This is a genomic window from Kocuria sp. UCD-OTCP, assembly GCF_000349605.1.
GTDB lineage: Bacteria > Actinomycetota > Actinomycetes > Actinomycetales > Micrococcaceae > Kocuria > Kocuria rosea.
The window spans coordinates 210,989-230,319 of the sequence record NZ_KB714684.1 but is presented as its reverse complement, the minus strand read 5'-3'; the positions used below and the strand labels follow the sequence as shown (position 1 = coordinate 230,319).

15 protein-coding genes and 2 tRNA genes are annotated in these 19,331 nt (G+C 71.8%); 6 read left to right on the top strand and 11 right to left on the bottom strand.

The features are described from left to right. Positions 1–176: 176 nt before the first annotated feature. Both H488_RS35795 and H488_RS35790 read left to right on the top strand, forming a co-directional pair. The gene (locus tag H488_RS35795; RefSeq protein WP_017835090.1) at positions 177–1,592 is read left to right on the top strand and encodes a sugar porter family MFS transporter; all 1,416 of its coding nucleotides are present in this window, start codon (positions 177–179) and stop codon (positions 1,590–1,592) included. Positions 1,593–1,855: 263 nt separating this feature from the next. Further along, on the top strand, positions 1,856–3,532 hold the full coding sequence (locus H488_RS35790) for a thiamine pyrophosphate-dependent enzyme (protein WP_017835089.1): 1,677 nt from the start codon (positions 1,856–1,858) through the stop codon (positions 3,530–3,532). Between the two features lie 120 nt (positions 3,533–3,652). Here the strand turns inward: H488_RS35790 and H488_RS35785 are convergent, their stop codons facing one another. Then, positions 3,653–4,954, bottom strand: coding sequence for an MFS transporter (locus H488_RS35785; protein ID WP_017835088.1), 1,302 nt, complete (start codon positions 4,952–4,954; stop codon positions 3,653–3,655). An 82-nt stretch (positions 4,955–5,036) separates the two neighbouring features. On the opposite strand from H488_RS35785, the gene H488_RS38170 reads away from it, so the two are divergent. From H488_RS38170 to H488_RS35770, 3 genes are all read left to right on the top strand, one after another. Further along, positions 5,037–5,882: an MSMEG_6728 family protein gene (locus H488_RS38170; RefSeq protein ID WP_017835087.1), complete on the top strand. Its 846-nt coding sequence runs from the start codon at positions 5,037–5,039 to the stop codon at positions 5,880–5,882. 86 nt (positions 5,883–5,968) lie between these two features. Next, a complete protein-coding gene (locus tag H488_RS35775; RefSeq protein WP_017835086.1) occupies positions 5,969–6,970 on the top strand; it encodes a zinc-binding dehydrogenase in 1,002 nt (333 codons plus the stop codon). Further along, on the top strand, positions 6,967–7,767 hold the full coding sequence (locus H488_RS35770; RefSeq protein WP_017835085.1) for a GntR family transcriptional regulator: 801 nt from the start codon (positions 6,967–6,969) through the stop codon (positions 7,765–7,767). The genes H488_RS35775 and H488_RS35770 overlap by 4 nt, the downstream gene beginning before the upstream one ends. A gap of 229 nt (positions 7,768–7,996) precedes the next feature. On the opposite strand, the gene H488_RS35765 is transcribed toward H488_RS35770, so the two are convergent. The 4 genes from H488_RS35765 to H488_RS35750 all read right to left on the bottom strand — a co-directional run bounded on the left by H488_RS35765 (position 7,997) and on the right by H488_RS35750 (position 11,984). Then, positions 7,997–9,445, bottom strand: a complete 1,449-nt coding sequence (locus H488_RS35765; protein ID WP_031283873.1) for a sensor histidine kinase — start codon at positions 9,443–9,445, stop codon at positions 7,997–7,999. Further along, positions 9,442–10,134, bottom strand: coding sequence for a response regulator transcription factor (locus H488_RS35760; protein ID WP_017835083.1), 693 nt, complete (start codon positions 10,132–10,134; stop codon positions 9,442–9,444). Before H488_RS35760 ends, H488_RS35765 begins: the two co-directional genes overlap by 4 nt. 341 nt (positions 10,135–10,475) lie before the next feature. Further along, positions 10,476–11,276 carry a rhomboid family intramembrane serine protease gene (locus H488_RS35755; protein ID WP_017835082.1) on the bottom strand — a complete coding sequence of 267 codons (801 nt, stop codon included), beginning with the start codon at positions 11,274–11,276 and terminating at the stop codon, positions 10,476–10,478. A gap of 162 nt (positions 11,277–11,438) precedes the next feature. Continuing rightward, positions 11,439–11,984, bottom strand: coding sequence for a peptidylprolyl isomerase (locus H488_RS35750; protein ID WP_017835081.1), 546 nt, complete (start codon positions 11,982–11,984; stop codon positions 11,439–11,441). 159 nt (positions 11,985–12,143) lie between these two features. Between H488_RS35750 and H488_RS35745 the strand changes: the two genes are divergently transcribed. After that, positions 12,144–13,016, top strand: coding sequence for a hypothetical protein (locus H488_RS35745; RefSeq protein ID WP_017835080.1), 873 nt, complete (start codon positions 12,144–12,146; stop codon positions 13,014–13,016). 143 nt (positions 13,017–13,159) lie between these two features. Here H488_RS35745 and H488_RS35740 read toward each other — a convergent pair. The 6 genes from H488_RS35740 to gyrB all read right to left on the bottom strand — a co-directional run bounded on the left by H488_RS35740 (position 13,160) and on the right by gyrB (position 19,070). Then, positions 13,160–13,235 (bottom strand) — tRNA-Ala (locus H488_RS35740). A 13-nt stretch (positions 13,236–13,248) separates the two neighbouring features. Then, positions 13,249–13,371 carry a hypothetical protein gene (locus H488_RS38305; protein ID WP_017835079.1) on the bottom strand — a complete coding sequence of 41 codons (123 nt, stop codon included), beginning with the start codon at positions 13,369–13,371 and terminating at the stop codon, positions 13,249–13,251. A gap of 33 nt (positions 13,372–13,404) precedes the next feature. After that, a tRNA-Ile gene (locus H488_RS35735) sits at positions 13,405–13,478 on the bottom strand. A gap of 97 nt (positions 13,479–13,575) precedes the next feature. Continuing rightward, the gene (locus H488_RS36870; protein WP_081615871.1) at positions 13,576–14,190 is read right to left on the bottom strand and encodes a DUF3566 domain-containing protein; all 615 of its coding nucleotides are present in this window, start codon (positions 14,188–14,190) and stop codon (positions 13,576–13,578) included. Then, a complete protein-coding gene (gyrA, locus tag H488_RS35725; RefSeq protein WP_017835077.1) occupies positions 14,187–16,892 on the bottom strand; it encodes a DNA gyrase subunit A in 2,706 nt (901 codons plus the stop codon). The genes H488_RS36870 and gyrA overlap by 4 nt, the downstream gene beginning before the upstream one ends. A 90-nt stretch (positions 16,893–16,982) precedes the next feature. After that, on the bottom strand, positions 16,983–19,070 hold the full coding sequence (gyrB, locus tag H488_RS35720; protein WP_017835076.1) for a DNA topoisomerase (ATP-hydrolyzing) subunit B: 2,088 nt from the start codon (positions 19,068–19,070) through the stop codon (positions 16,983–16,985). Positions 19,071–19,331 lie beyond the last annotated feature (261 nt).

The window sequence follows — 19,331 nt, the reverse complement described above, 5'->3', positions numbered from 1 at the left end:
GACACCTGTCTTCGACTAATGGACATTCAGCGCACTGAGTTTTAGTGTGGACCGCGTCACACGAACCCCACGGCGTCGGCGGGTGCGTCCGCCCCGGGGTGCGGCGGACGGCACGTCCCGAGCCCACGCCGCTTCCTCCACCAGCAGCCGATCTCCACCAGCAAGGGAGCTGTCCGATGAGCCAAGACGCCACGACCCCCAGGGTCGCGGAGCACCCGAACACCTCGGCGGTCCTCCGGATCACCATCGTCGCCGCCTTCGGCGGCTTCCTCTTCGGCTACGACTCCGCGGTCATCAACGGCGCGGTCTCGGCCATCCAGGAGGAGTTCGGGGTCGCTCCCGGACCGCTCGGCTTCGCCGTGGCCTCGGCCCTGCTCGGCGCCGCCGCAGGTGCGTTCTTCGGCGGCCGGGTCGCCGACGCCCTGGGCCGCGTCCCGGTGATGAAGATCGCCGCGGTCCTCTTCCTCGTCAGCGCGATCGGCTGCGGTGTGGTGGACAGCTTCGGCTGGCTGATCTTCTGGCGCGTCGTCGGAGGCATCGGCGTGGGTGTCGCCTCCGTCATCGCTCCCGCCTACATCGCCGAGGTCGCCCCGGCTTCCATCCGCGGCCGGCTCGGCTCGCTGCAGCAGATGGGCATCGTGCTCGGCATCTTCATCTCGCTGGCGGTGGACGCCTGGCTCGCCGCCATGGCCGGCGGCTCCACCCAGGAGCTGTGGCTCGGCCTGGAGGCCTGGCGGTGGATGTTCATGGCCGAGGCCATCCCGGCCATCGCCTATCTGATCGGCGCGTTCACGATCCCCGAGTCCCCCCGCTACCTGGTGGAGGACGGTCGCTCCGACGAGGCCGAGGCCGTGCTGGCCAACCTGCAGGGCTCCGCGTCGGCGGCCGAGCGGGTGCGCCTCATCAAGGAGACCCTCCGGATCGAGCACAAGCCCCGGCTGTCCGATCTGAAGGGACGGACGGCCGGTCTCAAGCCGATCGTGTGGGTGGGCATCGGCTTGGCCGCGCTGCAGCAGTTCGTGGGCATCAACGTGATCTTCTACTACTCGAACGTGCTCTGGCAGTCCGTGGGGTTCACCGAGGCCGACTCGTTCACCATCACGGTGATCACGTCCGTGGTCAACGTCGCCGTGACCATCGTGGCGATCGCGCTCGTCGAGAAGGTCGGCCGGCGCCGGCTCCTGCTCATCGGCTCGGCGGGCATGACCCTGTCCCTCGCCACCCTCGCCGTCCTGTTCGCCACGGCCGACGTGGTCGACGGCGCACCGGTGCTCGGCCCCACCGCCGGTCCCCTCGCCCTCGTGGCCGCCAACCTGTTCGTGGTCTTCTTCGGCGTCTCGTGGGGTCCCATGATGTGGGTCCTGCTGGGCGAGATGTTCCCGAACCGGATCCGCGGCGCCGCCCTGGCCGTGGCCGGATTCGTGCAGTGGATCGCCAACTGGCTGGTCACCGTGACCTTCCCGGCCCTGGCGGCCTTCTCCCTGGGCGTCGCGTACGGGCTCTACGCGTTCTTCGGGCTCGTCTCCCTGATCTTCACGATCAAGATGGTCCGCGAGACCACCGGCATCGAGCTCGAGGACATGCAGGACTGAGCACCGCGCAGGATCCACGACGGCGGCGGTGATCGTCCCCTCCGGGGGAGACCACCGCCGCCGTCGTCGTCGTGCCCGGGCCCGGGAGCGCACAGGGCACCGCGGGCGCTGTGCGTCCTTCTTTACTCCTCCGTGACCGCCAGGACACGGATCGCCGCCCGTATCGGGTATTTTCGGATGAACTGCGCCAGGCCCGGACCCCCGAGCCGGTTCCGGCCTGCCCAGCCCCACCGCTCCATTTTCAACGGCGAAAAGGACCCACGTTGACCCAGACCACTGCGGACCCCGCATCCCCCGCACAGACCACTGCCCGCAAGTCGGCGGGCCACGTCATCGTGGACACGCTCGTGGCGCACGGCGTGCAGCGCACCTACGTGGTGCCCGGCGAGTCCTACCTGGACGTGCTCGACGGTCTGCACCACTCGTCGATCGAGACGGTCGTCTGCCGCCACGAGGGCGGTGCGGCCTACATGGCCGAGGCCGACGGCAAGATGGGCCCCGTCCCGGGCGTGGCCATGGTGACCCGCGGCCCCGGCGCGGCCAACGCCCACGTGGGCCTGCACACCTCGTGGCAGGACTCCACCCCGATGGTGCTGTTCGTGGGCCTGATCCCGTTCGAGCACCGCGACAAGGAGGCGTTCCAGGAGTTCGACCCGCACGCGTGGTTCGACTCCGGGGCCAAGCGCGTGATGGTCCTCGACCACGCCGAGCGGGCCTCCGAGATCGTGGCCGAGGCGATGTTCGCCGCCAACTCCGGCCGCCCCGGCCCCGTGGTCGTGGGTCTGCCCGAGGACATCATCCGGGCCGAGATCGACGCGACCCTGCACCCGCCGATCCCCGTGGCCCACGGCGGGATGACGGTCAACGACTGGAAGGCGCTGCGCGACGCGCTCTCGACCGCGGAGAAGCCCCTGTTCGTGACCGGCGGCAACGACTGGACCGTCGAGGGTGCGGCCGGCCTCACGGACTGGCTCGAGGAGCACCACCTCCCGGCCGCGGCCGAGTGGCGCACCGAGGGCACCGTCCCGTTCGACTCGGACTCCTACGTGGGCCCGATCGGCTACGGCCGCCCGAAGGCGACCTTCGAGATGCTCGAGGAGACCGACCTGCTGGTCTTCGTGGGCACCGTCCCCGGCGACGTCATCACCAACGGGTTCCTGGTCCGCCAGGACTGGGAGAAGAAGAACTTCCTGGTCACCATCGACCCGTCCCTGCGCGGGCGCTCCGGGCCGGTGTCCTACCAGATCGTGGCCAAGCCCGACGTGTTCGTGCGCGACCTCGTGCGCATCGACCTGCCGGCCAAGCCGGCGTGGAAGGAGTGGACCGCCCGGCTGCGGGCGAAGCAGGTCGAGTTCTCCACCCCCGTGTCCACGGAGCCGTCCGGGGGCCGGGCCCGGATGGACACCATGATGGCCCACCTCGTGGCGGGTCTGCCCGACGACGCCATGTGCACCTTCGGCGCCGGGGAGCACACCAACTGGGCGCACCGCTACTTCCCCGCCAAGGGGTACGCGGCGATGATCTCCGCCCGCAACGGCTCCATGGGCTACTCGGTGCCCTCCGCCGTCGCGGCCTCTTTGCGCTACCCCGGCCGGCGGGTGGTGACCATCGCCGGTGACGGCGAGTTCCTGATGAACGGCCAGGAGCTGGCCACCGCCGCCCAGTACGGGGCCACGCCGCTGGTCATCGTGATGGACAACCAGGAGTACGGCACGATCCGCACCCACCAGGAGCGGGACTACCCGGACCGCGTCTCGGGCACCCAGCTCAAGAACCCCGACTTCGCCCTGATGGCCCAGGCCTTCGGCGGGTTCGGGGTGCGCGTGGAGACCGACGCCGAGATCCCCGGCGCGCTCGAGGCCGCCCTGAGGGCGATCGACGAGGAAGGGCAGTTCGCCCTGATCCACCTGATCGTGGAGCAGCGCGTCAAGGCCTACTGACCCGCGGGCCGTCCACCGCTCGTGCGGTGAGCGGAGCGGTGCCGCGTCCGGTCGGGACGCGGCACCGCCCCCGGTCCGCACGTCCCCGTCCCTGCGCCCTGTGGGGTGCAACGGCGGCGCTCAGCCGGCCAGCGGGTGCGCCAGCTCGTCCTCGCGCATCCGCCCGGCCCACAGGGCCACCAGCCCCAGCGCCGGGGTCAGCAGGGCCACGGTCCAGAAGATCACCGGCAGGGGCACCACCTGGGCCACGGGTCCCGCGACCGCCATCGACACCGGCATGAGGGCGATCGAGACGAAGAAGTCGAGGCTCGAGACCCGCCCCAGCATGTGGCGCGGGACCCGGCGCTGCAGGAGAGTGCCCCACAGCACCATGCCCGCGCCGTCCCCGGCGCCCACGAAGGCCAGGCACAGCGCCATGACCCAGAACGAGTCGGTGGTCGCGACGAGACCGAAGGGCAGCGTCCCGAACCCCCACAGCACGATCATCCAGCTGAGGTAGCGCCGCGGCAGGGGCAGCGACGCGACCACCAGGGAGGCCACCGCGCTGGCCCCGCCGTAGCACGCCAGCAGGTAGCCGAACGTGGAGGCGTCCCCGCCCAGCCGGTCCCGGACCAGGAACGGGACGAGGACCTCCAGGGGACCCAGCAGCAGGAAGACCGCGAGCACCGCCCACAGCAGGGTCCACAGCAGCCACGGGGTCCGCACCGTGTAGCTCACGCCCTCCATGAGGTCCTGCCGCACGGACCGCAGGGCGCCCACCGCCTCCCGCGGCGGGGACGGCTCCCCCGCGCCTGGATCCGTGTCCGCGCCGGCGTCCGAATCGGCGTCGTGGCCGGGCACGTGCAGGCGCAGCAGCAGCACGAGCGCGGCGGCGTGGCAGAGCGCGATCAGGGCGAGCGCGCCGCCGGGGGCGACCAGCCCGATGAGCAGACCCGCCACGGCCGGTCCCGCCGCCTGCTGCAGCAGCGGGCGCGCCGTGCCCTCCACCCCGTTGGCCGCGAGCAGCTGCCGGGCGGGCAGGATCCGGGGCAGCGAGGCCGAGTAGGCCGGATAGAAGAAGCCGAGACCCGCGCCGAACACGAACGCCGCCGCGGCGAGGTGCCCCATGCGCAGCCCGTCCGCCAGGGCCAGGACGGCGAGCGTCCCCGCCGTCAGGAGGTTGGCGGTCTCGACGAGGCGCAGCACCCGGGCCAGGAGGAAGCGGTCGGCCGCGATCCCGCCCACGAGCACGAAGACGAGCATGCCGAGCGCGCCCACCGCAGTCACGGCCGAGAGGTCCACGGCCGTGCCGTCCAGCTGCAGGACCTGGTGCACGAGGGCCACCGCCCACATCCCGGCGCCGAAGACGCTGCTGAACATCGCGAAGGCGAGCACACGGTACCGGCCGAGCCGGAACGGCTCCAGCGCGCGGGGCAGGGGCATGCCCCCAGTGTCCCCCCGCGCGGGCCCCGGCGCACGGGCCGGTGCGGTGGTGGAGGCCGCGGATCCGTAGGACACTGGGGCGGTGCAGACCTTCCTCCCGTACCCGGACTTCGCCCGCTCGGCCCGCGTCCTCGACCGCAAGCGGCTCGGCAAGCAGCGGGTGGAGACCCTGCAGGTGCTGCGCGCGGCCACCGTGCCGGGCTACGGGTGGTACCGCCACCCGGCCACGGCGATGTGGGCCGGGCACGTGCCCGCCCTGGTCGCCTACGGCCGCGCGATGGTCGACGAGTGGACGGCCCGCGGCGGGGCCGACAGCACGGGGTGGCAGATCCGCGAGTTCGCCCCCGAGGCCTGGGACCGCGCCCCCGACGACGACGTGGCGCCGCCGCCGCCCTGGCTGGGCGACGAGGCGTTCCACCGCTCGCACCGGTCGAACCTGCTGCGCAAGGACGAGGAGCTCTACCGCGCGGTCTTCCCCGGCGACCCCGCCGGCCTGGACTACGTGTGGCCCGTGCCCGCGGAGGGCCGCACGCCACCCGCCGAGCCGCCGCACGGCCGGCGGGCGTGGGTCCTGGCGCCGGGCGCGCACGAGGCGGCGGGCGGCGCCGTCGTCGTGCCCTTCCGCGTCCCGGACGGCGTGCGGGAGAGCCACTGGGTGCAGGCGGTGGCCCGCGTCGAGGAGGAGCTGCGGGAGGGTGAGCCGGTGCTGCTGCTGCACGGGCCGCCCGGCCCGGAGCAGGTCGTGGAGCGGACGGTGCTGGGCGAGAACGTGCACCACGCCGTCGGCGGGTTCTCCCTCGAGCTCGAGCGCGGGGACCGGGTGCTGCGCCGCGACCTGCCCGCACCCGCCCGGCTGCAGTCCCCCCGCCCCGTCTTCGCGGTCCCCGCCGAGGCCGTCGGCGCCGATCCGGGCGCGCCGCGGGTTTAATCCGGCGTCACGCCCGTCCGCGGCACCAAACCGTGGGTAGCATGTCACCCACCGGCGCCCGGCGCGCCCGACCCCAGGAGGCGCGCATGCGAGCATCCCACGTCCCCACCACGGGCACCGTCACGGTCACCGACTGGCCCGATCCGCACGCCCGGGAACCCGGTCAGCTGGTGGTGCGCATGCTGCACGCCTCGATCTGCGGATCCGACCTGCACGCGGCCTTCCACGGGCTGCTCCACGCGGAGGGCCCGCGCCGCCCCGGCTACCCCGGCCACGAAGGGGTCGGCGTGGTGGTCGAGTCCCGCTCGGAGCGCGTCCCGGAGGGCACCCTGGTGCTGACGGTCCCCCAGGGCGAGATGGGCGGGTGCTTCGCGGAGCTCCAGCTGCTGGACGACCTGCACGTCGTGGAGCTGCCCGCCGGCACGGACCCGGGCGACTCCCTGCAGCTGCGGCGGCTCATGATGGCCCAGCAGTACGGCACGTGCCTCTACGCCATGCGCCAGTTCTGGCCCGTGGAGACGCCTGCCCGCCGGGCGCACACGTGCGTGGTGATGGGCGCGGGCTCCGCCGGGCTGTTCTTCGTGGAGGAGGCCCGCCGACTGGGCTTCGCGCACGTCGTCGCCTCCGACCTGGACACGGGCAGGCTCGAGGTCGCCCGCCGGCTGGGCGCCGTCCCCGTGCGGGTGCCGGAGGAGGACCTCGCCGCGGTCGTGGCCGAGGTCACCGGGGGCCGCGGCGCCGACCTCGTCATCGAGGCCGTGGGGCACGACGTGCTGCGCGACCAGGCCGTCGAGCTCGCGGCCGACCGGGGCATCGTCGGCTTCTTCGGCCTGCCGGAGCGGCACGGGCACACCGAGGTCCCGCTGTGGACGGCGTTCCGCAAGAACCTGCGGCTGCAGTGCTCCGTGGCGGCGCAGGCCGAGCCGGGGCTGACGTCCTTCCGCGAGGCCCTGCGGCGGATCTCCGAGGGCGAGATCGACGTGGAGCACTGTCTCGGGCCCGAGTTCCCCCTCGAGCGGATCGCGGAGGCCATGCAGCGGGCCGAGGAGCACCGGCCCGGGGACATCAAGCTGACGATCACCCCGTGACCACCCCACCCCGCTCCGTCACCGGGTCCCCGGCCGGCGACCGTCCCGGGCCGGCGGCCCCCGCGCTGCCGTCCGTCACCGCCACGACCGGGAGCTCGCTCGCCGTGCAGGTGATGGCCGCGGTGCGCCGGGCGATCACGGCGGGCGAGATGGAGCCCGGGCGCCTCTACTCGGTGCAGCAGCTGGCCTCCGCCATGGACGTCTCCCGCAGCCCGGTGCGGGAGGGCCTGCTGCGGCTGGGCGAGGCCGGGCTGATCCGGTTCCACCGCAACCGCGGCTTCGAGATCGTCGAGGTCAGTCCCGACGACGTCGCCGAGATCTTCGCGGTGCGCACCGCCCTGGAGGTCCCGGCCGCCCGCCGGGCCGCACGTCTCGCGGCGCCCGAGGAGCTGGACCGGATCCGGGCCCGGTGGGAGGCGCTGCACGAGGCGGCCGGGACCGGGGACCTCGAGGCCACCGCCGAGGCGGACGAGGGACTGCACCGTGCGCTGCTGCTCGTCGCCGGCAACGCCCAGGCCGTCCAGCTCGTGGAGCGGCTGCGCACCACCACGTCCTTCCTGGGCGTCGTCGCCGCCACGTCGCGGCGGCCCGTCGGGGAGCTCGCGCGCGAGCACGACGCGCTGGTCCGGGCCGTGCTCGCCCGGGACGAGGCGGAGGCGGCACGCGCCATGCGCGAGCACCTCGCCTCCACCGCGCAGCGGCTCGTCGCCCAGGCCCTGCGCGCCCAGCGCACACCCGAGGAGCGCCTCGAGGAACTCACCGCGCAGGTCTGGGGCGCCGCCGCCGCCGGGTACTGAGAGCCCGGCGGGTGAGCCGCCGGAGGCCGGGGATCCCGGCCGGCGGCCCGGGGCCCCCGGTCGCGGAGCAGTCGAATGCCCCGGTCCGCCGACGGACCGGGGCATTCCGCACGGCTGCCCGGGGGTGCATCCGTGCTCGTCGGAGCGGGGTCGGGGGGCTCCCGCCGACCAGGGAGACGCTAGGCGGCCCGCGTGACGGTGCCGCCAACGGGAGGTGAACGCGAGGTGCTCAGCCCTCGCCGTCCCCGCCCTCCCGCGGGAGACGCACCTGGAAGCGGCACCGGCCCTCCGGGTCCTCGCCCGCGCCGATCGTCCCCCCGTGGGCCGCGACGATCTCCCGACTGATGGCCAGGCCCAGCCCGGATCCGCCCGTGTCCCGAGTCCGGGAGTCGTCGAGCCGCACGAACCGCTCGAAGACCCGTTCCCGGTCCTCCGGCGCGATGCGGTCGCCGTCGTTGACCACGGTCACGACCGCCTCGTCCCCCTCGGCCACCAGGGAGACGGCGATCCAGGTGTCCGCGTGCCGCTCCGCGTTGGAGAGCAGGTTGCGGACCACCTGCTGGAGCCGGCTGGCGTCCCCGCGGACCCGCACGGGGTCCACGTGCACGCGCACCTCGTGCCGCGAGGCCGGCCGCATCCGGGCGATCTCCTCCCGGACCACCTCGTCCAGGTCGGTGTCCGCGGTGCGCAGCCGCAGCCCGGCGTCGTCGACCTTGGCGAGGGTCAGGAGGTCCTCCACGAGCTGGCCCATGCGGCGGGACTGGGACCTCAGGACGGGGGCGACCTCGGGCCACGTCGCCCCGGACGGGTCGGAGGCGGCCACCTCGATCGTGGTGGTGAGGGTGGCGAGCGGGCTGCGGAGCTCGTGGGAGGCGTCCGCCACGAACCGCCGCTGTGCCCGGTCGGAGGTCTGCAGCCGGTCCAGCATCCCGTTCATGGTCTCGGCGAGCGCCGCGATCTCGTCCCGGGTGGGGGGCACGTCGACCCGTTCCCCCAGGCGGGCCGTGCCGATGCGCCGGACCTGTCCGGTGATGCGGCGCACCGGGGCCAGGGAGCGGCCGACCAGGAACCACATGAGCGCGGCGCCGAGCAGCGCCAGCACCGGCCCGCCGACCAGCAGGAACAGGGACACGGTCTGGAGGGTGCCCTGCTGCAGCGCCATGGGCACGGCCACGGTGAGGGTCAGGGGCACCCCGTTGATGTACATGCCGTGAGCGACATACACGTGGTCGTTGGTCCTGAGCGCGAGCCCGTCCCCGGTCGCCGCGGAGTCGAAGGACCGCCCCGGCTCCAGGACCGGCACGGACAGGTCCGTGCCCAGCGCGCTGGCGGGGGACGCGGCCACCACCTGTCCGTCGGCGTCCTGGAGCTGCACGATGACCCCCGGGCGGCCGAGCCGCAGCATCAGCTCGCCGAGCCCGGCCTGCGTGAACACGGCCGTCTCCCCCGCCGCGCCCCCGGCGCTGCGCGGGCCCCACGGGAGCCCCAGGTCCTGGAGGATCTCCGTCTGCCGGGCCACGGCCTGGTCGTGGGCGGCCCCCACGGCCGCGCGGCTGAGGACCTCGAGCAGCACGGCTCCGGCCACGGCCATCACCAGGAGGATGAGCAGCGCCGCGGCGGCGGTGCTGCGCTCCCGCACCCCCCACCGGTCGAGGAGCCCCCTCCTGGCGGAGGTCACGACGCCGGCGCCCCGGGCTCGTCCGGGACCAGCCGGTAGCCCATGCCGCGGACCGTCTGCAGGGTGGAGAGGCCGAAGGGCGCGTCGATCTTCTTCCGGAGATAGCCCACGTAGACCTCGACGATGTTCTCGGAGCCCTCGAAGCCGGCGTCCCACGCGTTGTCCATGATCTCCAGCTTCGAGACGACCTTCTCCGCGTTCTGCATCAGGTACTGGAGGATGACGTACTCCTTCGCGGTGAGCTCGAGCGCCGTCCCCCGGCGGGTCACGGTCCGGCGGACGGGATCGAGCTGCAGGGACCCGACCGTGAGCACCACGGGCCGCTCGGGCGCCCCCCGGCGGATGAGGGCGCGCAGCCGCGCCACGAGCACGAGGAAGCTGAAGGGCTTGGTGAGGTAGTCGTCGGCGCCGAGGTCGAAGGCGTCGGTCTGGTCGTACTCGCCGTCCTTGGCGGTGAGCATCAGGACGGGGACCCAGTTCTCGGCGGCGCGCAGCCCCTCGAGCACCGCGTAGCCGTTCCTGCCGGGCAGCATCAGGTCCAGGACCACGACGTCGTAGGGGTTCTCGCCGGCCAGCCACCCCCCGGTGATGCCGTCGTGGGCGACGTCGACGACGAAGCCCTCGTTCGTGAGCCCGCGGCGCAGCGACTCCGCGAGGTCCACCTCGTCCTCCACCAGCAGCACGCGCACGTGTCCTCCCGTTCTCCTCCGTGGGCGCGGCGGGATCCGCACCCCTCCAGTCTTCCGCACGCCGCCTGAGGATCCGATGAGGACGGCGTCCCGGCCGGCACGGTCGTGCCCCTTCTCCCCAACCGGTGCACAACGTTGTCCACAGGTGTGGAGAACTGTGTGCACAGCTCGCTCTCCACAGCGTTATTAACAGCTGTGGAAGCCGCCCCGGCCCTGTCCACACCGTTGCTCACAGGTGTGGAATTCCACCGGTGTAACTTGTCGACAGGTGGGGACAACCCCTGTGGAGAACACGGTCGTCCGCCGGCGCGCGAGGGGTTGAGGACGGGTGCCGTCCGGCGTCAGCGGCGGCCGCCGGCACCCCGGCGCCGGCGGGTGGCGGCCGTGTAGCCGAAGGCGACGAGGGCTCCCGTGACGAGTCCGCCGAGGTGCGCCTGCCAGGCGATGCCGGGGAAGAGGAAGCCGAAGACGACGTTCACGCCGATCAGCACCGCGATGGGGGTGATGGACTGCCCCAGGTGGCGCTGCAGCACGAACAGGGCGCCGAACAGGCCGAACACGCCCCCGGACGCGCCGACCACGAGGCTGAGCGGGTGCGACAGCAGCAGGACGCCCACCGATCCGCCGAGGACGGAGAGCAGGAACAGCAGCAGGAACCGGCCGCGGCCCAGCGCCGGCTCGAGCATCCGCCCGAACAGGTAGAGCATGTACATGTTCAGGATCAGGTGCAGCGGACTGGACATCGAGTGCAGAAAACCGCTCGTGAGCATCCGCCACGGCTCGGAGGTCGTGGTCACGGGGGCGTAGGCGAACATCTGCAGCAGGCTCACGCCCGCCGCCTGCCCGAGCCACTGCAGCGCGTAGACCACCGCGTTGACGCCGACGAGCCACCAGGTGACGAGCATCGGGGAGCCCTGGGCCGCGCGGCCGCCGAGGCTCGTGCGGACGGCGGGGCGCGAGCGCGTCGCCTCCTGCACGCAGTCGACGCAGTGGACGCCCACCGCGGCCGTGCGCTGGCACTCCGGGCACGTCGGCCGGCCGCACCGCTGGCACCGCACGTACGCCGGACGGTCGGGGTGGCGCGGGCACACCGGGATGTCTCCCCCGGTGGACGCGCCGTACTGCGGTCGCTCGCCGCTCACTGGGACTCCTCCTGGGCCGGTTCTCCGCGGGCCCGGTTCGCTGGACGGGATGGACGAGGTGGGACGGGACGGCAACGGCGCAGGCCCGTCCGGATCGCTCCGGACGGGCCTGCGCCGCTGGTCCCCGTCCCGGCGGTGCCAGGACGGGGAGACTGCTCGGATCTAGAGCTGCTCGATGTCGATCGAGGTGACCACGCAGTCCTCGACCGGGCGGTCCATGCCGCCGGTGCGGACGCTGTTCAGCTCGTCCACGACCTTCCGCGACGCGTCGTCGGCCACCTCTCCGAAGATGGTGTGCTTGCCCTGCAGCCAAGTGGTGGGGGCGGTGGTGATGAAGAACTGGGACCCGTTGGTGCCCTTGCCGTTGCGCTTGCCGGCGTTGGCCATCGCCAGGATGTAGGGCTCGTTGAAGTCGAGCTCGGGGTGGATCTCGTCGTCGAACTCGTAGCCCGGTCCGCCGATGCCCTGGCCCAGGGGGTCCCCGCCCTGGATCATGAAGTCCTTGATGATGCGGTGGAAGACCACGTCCTTGTAGAGGGGACCGGTCTGCTTCTCACCGGTGCGCGGGTCGCTCCACTCCTGGGTGCCGTCCGAGAGACCGATGAAGTTCTTGACGGTCTTCGGGGCGTGGTTGCCGAACAGGTTCACGACGATGTCGCCGTGGTTCGTGTGGATGGTCGCCTTGGCGGTGGGGATGGCAGAAGTCATGCGCCCATTCTTGCACGGTCCCCGGAGGCCCCTCGCGGTGGGGCAGCGGGGTTCAGCGCACAGTGAAAAGGCCCGGGATTGCGCGGCGCACCCTCCTGCCCCGACGGCTCTGCCCGTATGCTGACAGTGGATTGTCACGACCCGAGGAGGGATGGATTCATGAGCTTCAAGAAGTCCAAGAGCGAGAAGAAGGCCGTCGCGGCGCAGAAGGCCGCGGAGAGCAAGGTCCTGGACGCCGGCAAGTGGGCGTCCAAGGAGATCGGTGACCTCGCGCCCCGGCTCCAGCACAGCGTCGAGGCGGGCGCCGCGGCCCTCGCCGGTGGCGTCGCGACTGCCGGGCCGAAGGTCCAGGAGGGTCTGGGCCGCGCCCATGAGCTCTCCGGCTCCGCCAAGCTGAAGGCCGCCGCGGTGACCGCCCCGGTCGCGGCGAAGGCCGCGAAGACCGCCGGCCCCGTGGCCGCGAAGGCCGCGGACCGGGCCTCCGAGAGCCGCGCCGCGATGCAGGCGAAGTACGCCGGTGCCGCCGCCCTGCTCGCGGGCAAGTTCGCCGACGCGGACACCCCCGAGCAGCTCGAGGCGATCGTCGCGAAGCTGACCGGTGACAAGAAGGCCGTGGCCAACGCGAAGAAGGCCGCCTCGAAGGTCGCCAAGGACTACGCCAGGCAGCAGAAGAAGGCCGAGAAGTCCCACAAGGGCCTCCTGCTGCTGGGCCTGCTCGTGGCCGGCGGTGCGGCCGGCGTGGCCGCCTGGAAGGCGTCCCGCCCGGTCGAGGACCCCTGGAAGACCCCGGCGGCCACGTCCCCGCGCGTGACCGCCTCCCCGGTGGCCCAGCAGTCCACCGTGGCCGCCGGCACCGGTGTGCAGGTCGACGACGTCAAGGACACGACCACCCCGGCCGGCCAGTCCGGTGGTGTCTCGGACGCCGCCGCGGAGGTCAAGGACAGCGCCAAGACCGTCGGTGAGGACGCCAAGACCACGATCCACGAGGTCAAGGAGCAGATCCAGGGCAAGAAGGACGAGAACGAGGCCTGACCCCCGCCCGTTCGGGCAGAGGCCCCCGCTCCCGGCAGGGAGCGGGGGCCTCTGCCGTTGCGGCGGCGCGCGGTGATGCGCCCGGGGATGCGGCCGGGAACGAGAAGATCCCGACCGAGCGTCTGCTCGATCGGGATCCGATGTGGTGGAGACGAGGGGACTCGAACCCCTAACCCTCTGCTTGCAAAGCAGATGCGCTACCAATTGCGCCACGTCCCCGCGGTGTACCGGGCTACTCCACCTCGTCGGTGGCGTCCGCCCAGGCATTCCTGTCGGCGTCGGCCTCCCGCAGCTTGGTGAGCAGCGCGACCGACGCGCCGACCAGGGCGAGAGCCGCAGCCATCTTCCTGTTCACGCCTGCCTCCTGAGCTGCGGAAAAGGGAAACCGTGGGCGTACCAGGAATTGAACCTGGGACCTCTTCGTTATCAGCGAAGCGCTCTAACCGTCTGAGCTATACGCCCTCTCACGGCCCTTGCGGACCGAGAAGAAACGATACCGGAGTTGCCGACCCGTGCCAAATCGCCCCGGCCGGGCCGGACTCCCCGGAACCGCGCCGGATCAGTCGTCCGTGAGGGTGAGCCCGATCCCGCCCACGAGGGCCGCCGCGATGTTGTACAGCAGGGCGGCGAGCACCGACAGGGCGGTCAGCAGGATGACGTTGACCACGGACACGATGGTCGCGAAGATCGCGATCTGCCCCAAGGACAGGAAGTCCTTGATGTTCAGGGCCCCGCCCGCGCCGCCCAGCATCCCGAGCAGCTCGTTGATCCCGTCGAACAGGCCCGTGAGGTCCAGGACGATCCACAGCACGACCGCGGCGACCACGGTGATGATCCCCAGCGCGACCGACAGCAGGAACGCGAGCTTGAGCACCGACCAGGTGTCCACCTTCGAGACCACGAGCCGCGCCCGGCGCACCCGCGGCCGTGGGGCCGGGCGGACCAGGCCCTTCGTCGAGCTCGCGGGCCGGGCGCTCTTCGCCGGGCCGGAGCCGGACCGGGCAGCGCTCGACTTCGCGGGACCCGAGCCCGACTTCGCCGGCTTCGGCGCGGTCCGGGCGCTCGTCGAGGGTCTCGCCGTCCCGGACGGCGACCCGTTCCCGGGGCGGGGTGCGGACGCCAGGGGGGAGCGTCCGGACCGGCCGGCGGTGTTGGAGCCGGAACTCGAGCTCATGCGTTACCTCCGTTGTTGTTCGGGTCCAACGCTACTTCATCGTCCGTCGTGTCCCCGGAACCGGGGACCGGACCGAGCTCGTCGGCCTCTCCGTCTGCCTCGCCCGTGTCCAGGACGTCGGCCGTCTCCATCGTCTCGTCGAGCTGGACGTCGACCTCGGCCACGGCCTCGGCGTCGACCTCCTCGGCGATCTCCCGGTCGGCGTTGCGGGCCACCCCGGTGATCGTGTCGCCCTGGGCGGGCTTCGCGAAGATCACGCCCATCGTGTCGCGGCCCTTGGCCGGGACCTCGGAGGCGCCGGTGCGCACGACCTTGCCGGACTCCATGACCACGAGGACCTCGTCCTCCTCGCCCACGATGATCCCGCCGACCAGCCGGCCGCGCTGCTCCGCGAGCTTGGCCACCTTGATGCCGATGCCGCCGCGGCCCTGCACCCGGTACTCCTCCACCTTGGTGCGCTTGGCGTAGCCGCCCTCGGTGACCACGAAGACGTAGGCGTCGTCGGTGACCACGTTGGCGGAGAGCAGCTCGTCGCCGTCCCGGAACTTCATGCCGGTGACCCCGGAGGTCGCCCGCCCCATGGGACGCAGCACCTCGTCGCTCGCGGTGAAGCGCAGGGACATCCCGTTGCGGGAGACCAGGAGCAGGTCGTCCTGCGCGGACGCCAGCTGGGCCGAGACGAGCTCGTCGTCGTCGCGCAGGTTGATCGCGATCACCCCGGCCGTGCGGTTGGTGTCGTAGTCCATCAGCCGGGACTTCTTGATCAGGCCCCTGCGGGTGGCGAGCACCAGGTACGGGGCGTCGCTGTACGAGCGCAGCTCCATGACCTGGGCGATCCGCTCCCCCGGCTGGAAGGCCATCAGGTTGGCCACGTGCTGGCCCTTGGAGTCCCGGCCCGCCTCCAGCAGCTCGTACGCCTTGGTGCGGTAGACCCGGCCCAGGTTCGTGAAGAACAGGATCCAGTTGTGGGTGGTGGTGACGAAGAAGTGCTCCACGACGTCGTCTCCGCGCAGCTGCGCGCCCTTCACGCCCTTGCCGCCGCGCCGCTGGGAGCGGTACTGGTCGGAGCGCGTGCGCTTGACGTATCCGCCGCGGGTGATGGTCACGACCATCTCCTCCTCGGGGATCAGGTCCTCCATCGACATGTCGCCGTCGTAGCCGTACATGATCTCGGAGCGGCGGTCGTCGCCGTAGCGGCCCACGATCTCGTCGAGCTCCGAGGAGATGATGCCGCGCTGGCGCTCCTCCGAGGCGATGATCTCGGTGTACTCGGCGATGAGCCGCTCGAGCTCCGCGTGCCGGTCCTGGATCTTCTGCCGCTCGAGGGCCGCGAGCCGGCGCAGCTGCATGTTGAGGATGGCCTGCGCCTGGTCCTCGTCGATCTGCAGCAGCTCCATGAGCCCGCTGCGGGCGTCGTCGGCCGTCGGGGAGCGGCGGATGAGCGCGATGACCTCGTCGAGGGCGTCGAGCGCCTTGAGCAGACCCCGCAGGATGTGGGCCTCCGCCTCGGCCTGCCGCAGGCGGTACTCGGTGCGGCGGACGATGACGTCCATCTGGTGGGTGACCCAGTGCCGGATGAACGCGTCGAGGCTCAGTGTGCGGGGCACCCCGTCCACGAGCGCGAGCATGTTGGCGGAGAAGTTGTCCTGCAGCTGCGTGTGCTTGTAGAGGTTGTTGAGCACCACCTTGGCCACCGCGTCGCGCTTGAGCACGATCACCAGCCGCTGCCCGGTGCGCCCGGAGGTCTCGTCCCGGATGTCGGCGATGCCGGTGATGCGGCCGTCCTTGACGAGGTCCGCGATCTTCATCGCGAGGTTGTCCGGGTTCGCCTGGTAGGGCAGCTCGGTGACCACCAGGCAGGTGCGGTTGTGGATCTCCTCGACGCTGACCACGGCGCGCATGGAGATCGAGCCGCGGCCGGTGCGGTAGGCGTCCTCGATGCCCTTGTGCCCGAGGATCTGCGCGCCGGTCGGGAAGTCCGGGCCCTTGATCCGCTGCAGCAGCTCCTCGAGCAGCGTCTCGTTGGAGACGTCCGGGTGCTGGAGGTACCACTGCACGCCGTCCGCGACCTCGCGCAGGTTGTGCGGCGGGATGTTGGTGGCCATGCCCACGGCGATGCCGGACGAGCCGTTGACCAGCAGGTTGGGGAACCGGGACGGCAGCACCGACGGCTCCTGGTTCTTGCCGTCGTAGTTGTCCTGGAAGTCGACGGTCTCCTCGTGGATGTCCCGGACCATCTCCATGGCGATGGGCGCCATCTTGGTCTCGGTGTACCGCGGGGCGGCCGCGCCGTCGTTGCCCGGGGAGCCGAAGTTGCCCTGCCCCAGGGCGAGCGGATAGCGCATCACCCAGCCCTGGATCAGCCGCACGAGGGCGTCGTAGATCGCGGAGTCGCCGTGCGGGTGGTACTGGCCCATGACCTCGCCCACCACGCGGGCGCACTTGTTGAAGGAGCGGTCGGGGCGGTAGCCGCCGTCGTACATCGCGTACAGCACGCGCCGGTGCACCGGCTTGAGCCCGTCCCGGACGTCCGGCAGGGCGCGGCCCACGATGACAGCCATCGCGTAGTCGAGGTAGGACCGCTGCATCTCGGTCTGCAGGTCCACCTGCTCCACGCGGTCGGTCAGCACGGGGGTGTGCTCGAGGTCGCCGGCGAGGCCGGCGTCCTCCGGGGTCGGTCCGTCCTGGGTCTCGTCACTCATGCGGTCTTTCCGTTCTGTCTGCTCGTCCTCGTGGTCCTGCGCAGGTCCCGCCCCCGGTCATTGCATGCCGAGTGGGACATATGTCGCGGGTCAGATGTCGAGGAACCGGATGTCCTTGGCGTTCTGCTGGATGAACTCGCGGCGGGACTCGACGTCCTCGCCCATGAGCACGGAGAAGATCTGGTCGGCGGCGGCCGCGTCCTCCATGGTCACCTGCAGCAGGGTGCGGTGGTCGGGGTCCATCGTGGTGTCCCACAGCTCGGTGTAGTCCATCTCGCCGAGGCCCTTGTAGCGCTGGATGCCGTTGTCCTTGGGGATGCGCTGGTTGTTGGCGAGCCCGCGCGCCAGCGCCTCGTCCCGCTCGGCGTCCGTGTAGACGTAGTCGTGCGGGGCGTTGGACCACTTGATCCGGTACAGCGGCGGCTGGGCCAGGTAGACGAAGCCGTGCTCGATCAGCGGGCGCATGAACCGGAACAGCAGGGTCAACAGCAGCGTGGTGATGTGCTGTCCGTCCACGTCGGCGTCGGCCATCAGCACGATCTTGTGGTACCGCGCCTTCTCGATGTCGAAGTCGTCGCCGATGCCGGCGCCGAACGCGGTGATCATCGACTGCACCTCGGTGTTGGACAGCGCCCGGTCCAGCCGCGCGCGCTCCACGTTGAGGATCTTGCCGCGCAGCGGCAGGATCGCCTGATGCGCGGGGTCCCGGCCCTGCACCGCCGAGCCGCCCGCGGAGTCACCCTCCACGATGTAGATCTCGGACAGGGAGGGGTCCTTGGAGGAGCAGTCCTTGAGCTTGCCGGGCATCCCGCCCGACTCGAGCAGGCCCTTGCGCCGGGTGGTCTCGCGCGCCTTGCGGGCCGCGAGCCGCGCCTGCGAGGCGTTGATCGCCTTGCGGATGATCTCCCGTGCCGCGGCCGGGTTGCGCTCGAGCCAGTCGCCGAACCGGTTGTTCACCTCGCGCTGGACGAAGGTCTTCGCCTCGGAGTTGCCGAGCTTCGTCTTGGTCTGGCCCTCGAACTGGGGCTCGGCGAGCTTGATCGAGATGACGGCCGTGAGGCCCTCGCGGACGTCGTCGCCGGTGAGGTTCTCGTCCTTGTCCCGGAGCAGCTTGTTCTCCCGGGCGTAGCGGTTCACGAGGGACGTCATCGCCGAGCGGAAGCCCTCCTCGTGGGTGCCGCCCTCGTGGGTGTTGATCGTGTTCGCGTACGTGTGCACGGACTCGGTGTAGGCCGTGGTCCACTGCATGGCGAGCTCGAGGGACATCTTGCGCTCCGTGTCCTCGGACTCGAGCGCGATGACGTCGTCGTGGACGAGGTCGGCCTTCTTGGACGTGTTCAGGAACGTCACGTAGTCCAGCAGGCCGTGGTCGTACTTGTAGACGACCCGGCGGTGGCCGGCGCCGTCCTCGTCCTCGTGGTTGAGCCGGGCGACGTCGGTGCCGCCGTCGCGGCCCTCGACCGGCTCGGCGTCCGCGTGGACGGCGGTGCGGTCCGAGGCGGAGCCGGCGATCTCCTCGCCGGACTCCTCCGGCGCCCGCTCGTCCGTGAGGGTGATCCGCAAACCCTTGTTGAGGAACGCCATCTGCTGGAAGCGGGCCCGCAGCGTCTCGAAGTCGAAGTCGACGGTCTCGAAGATGTCGGGGTCCGGGTAGAAGACCTGGGTGGTGCCGGTCTCCGAGGTCTCCTCACCCCGGACGAGCTCGCCCTGGGGCATGCCGCCGTCGGCGAAGACCATCCGCCAGACGTGGCCCTGGCGCCGCACCTCGGTCTCGACGCGCCGGGACAGCGCGTTGACCACGGAGATGCCCACGCCGTGCAGCCCGCCCGAGACGGCGTAGCCGCCGCCGCCGAACTTGCCGCCCGCGTGCAGGATCGTCATGACGACCTCGACCGTGGGCCGGCCCTCGGTCGGGTGGATGTCCACGGGGATGCCGCGGCCGTTGTCCACGACCTTGACGCCGCCGTCGGCCTGCAGGGTGATCTCGATGTGGTCGCAGTAGCCCGCCAGGGCCTCGTCGACCGAGTTGTCGACCACCTCGTACACGAGGTGGTGCAGCCCCCGCGGGCCGGTCGAGCCGATGTACATGCCGGGTCGCTTCCGGACGGCCTCGAGACCTTCCAGGACGGTGATGTCACCGGCACCGTACTCGCGCTTCTGCGGATCCTCTGTTGCCACGGGTTCCTGGCTCCTCCTGTTGGGCACACCGGTCCCGCTCCGGACGGCACAAGAGAACGCCGATGAGACGTTCGGGCGGCTCATCGGCTCGTGCGGGGTCGGAACGGGTCGACGACTCCGGGTGCCCGCGCCGCGGGCGAGGTGGTCGCGATCGGCCGTGGGGGCCCGGTCCGTCGATTGCTGTCTGGAACCGATTCTATCGGAAAACCGTGGGCTCGGGGTGCTCACAGGTCCCTCTGAGCGGCCGGGAAAGGGCCTCAG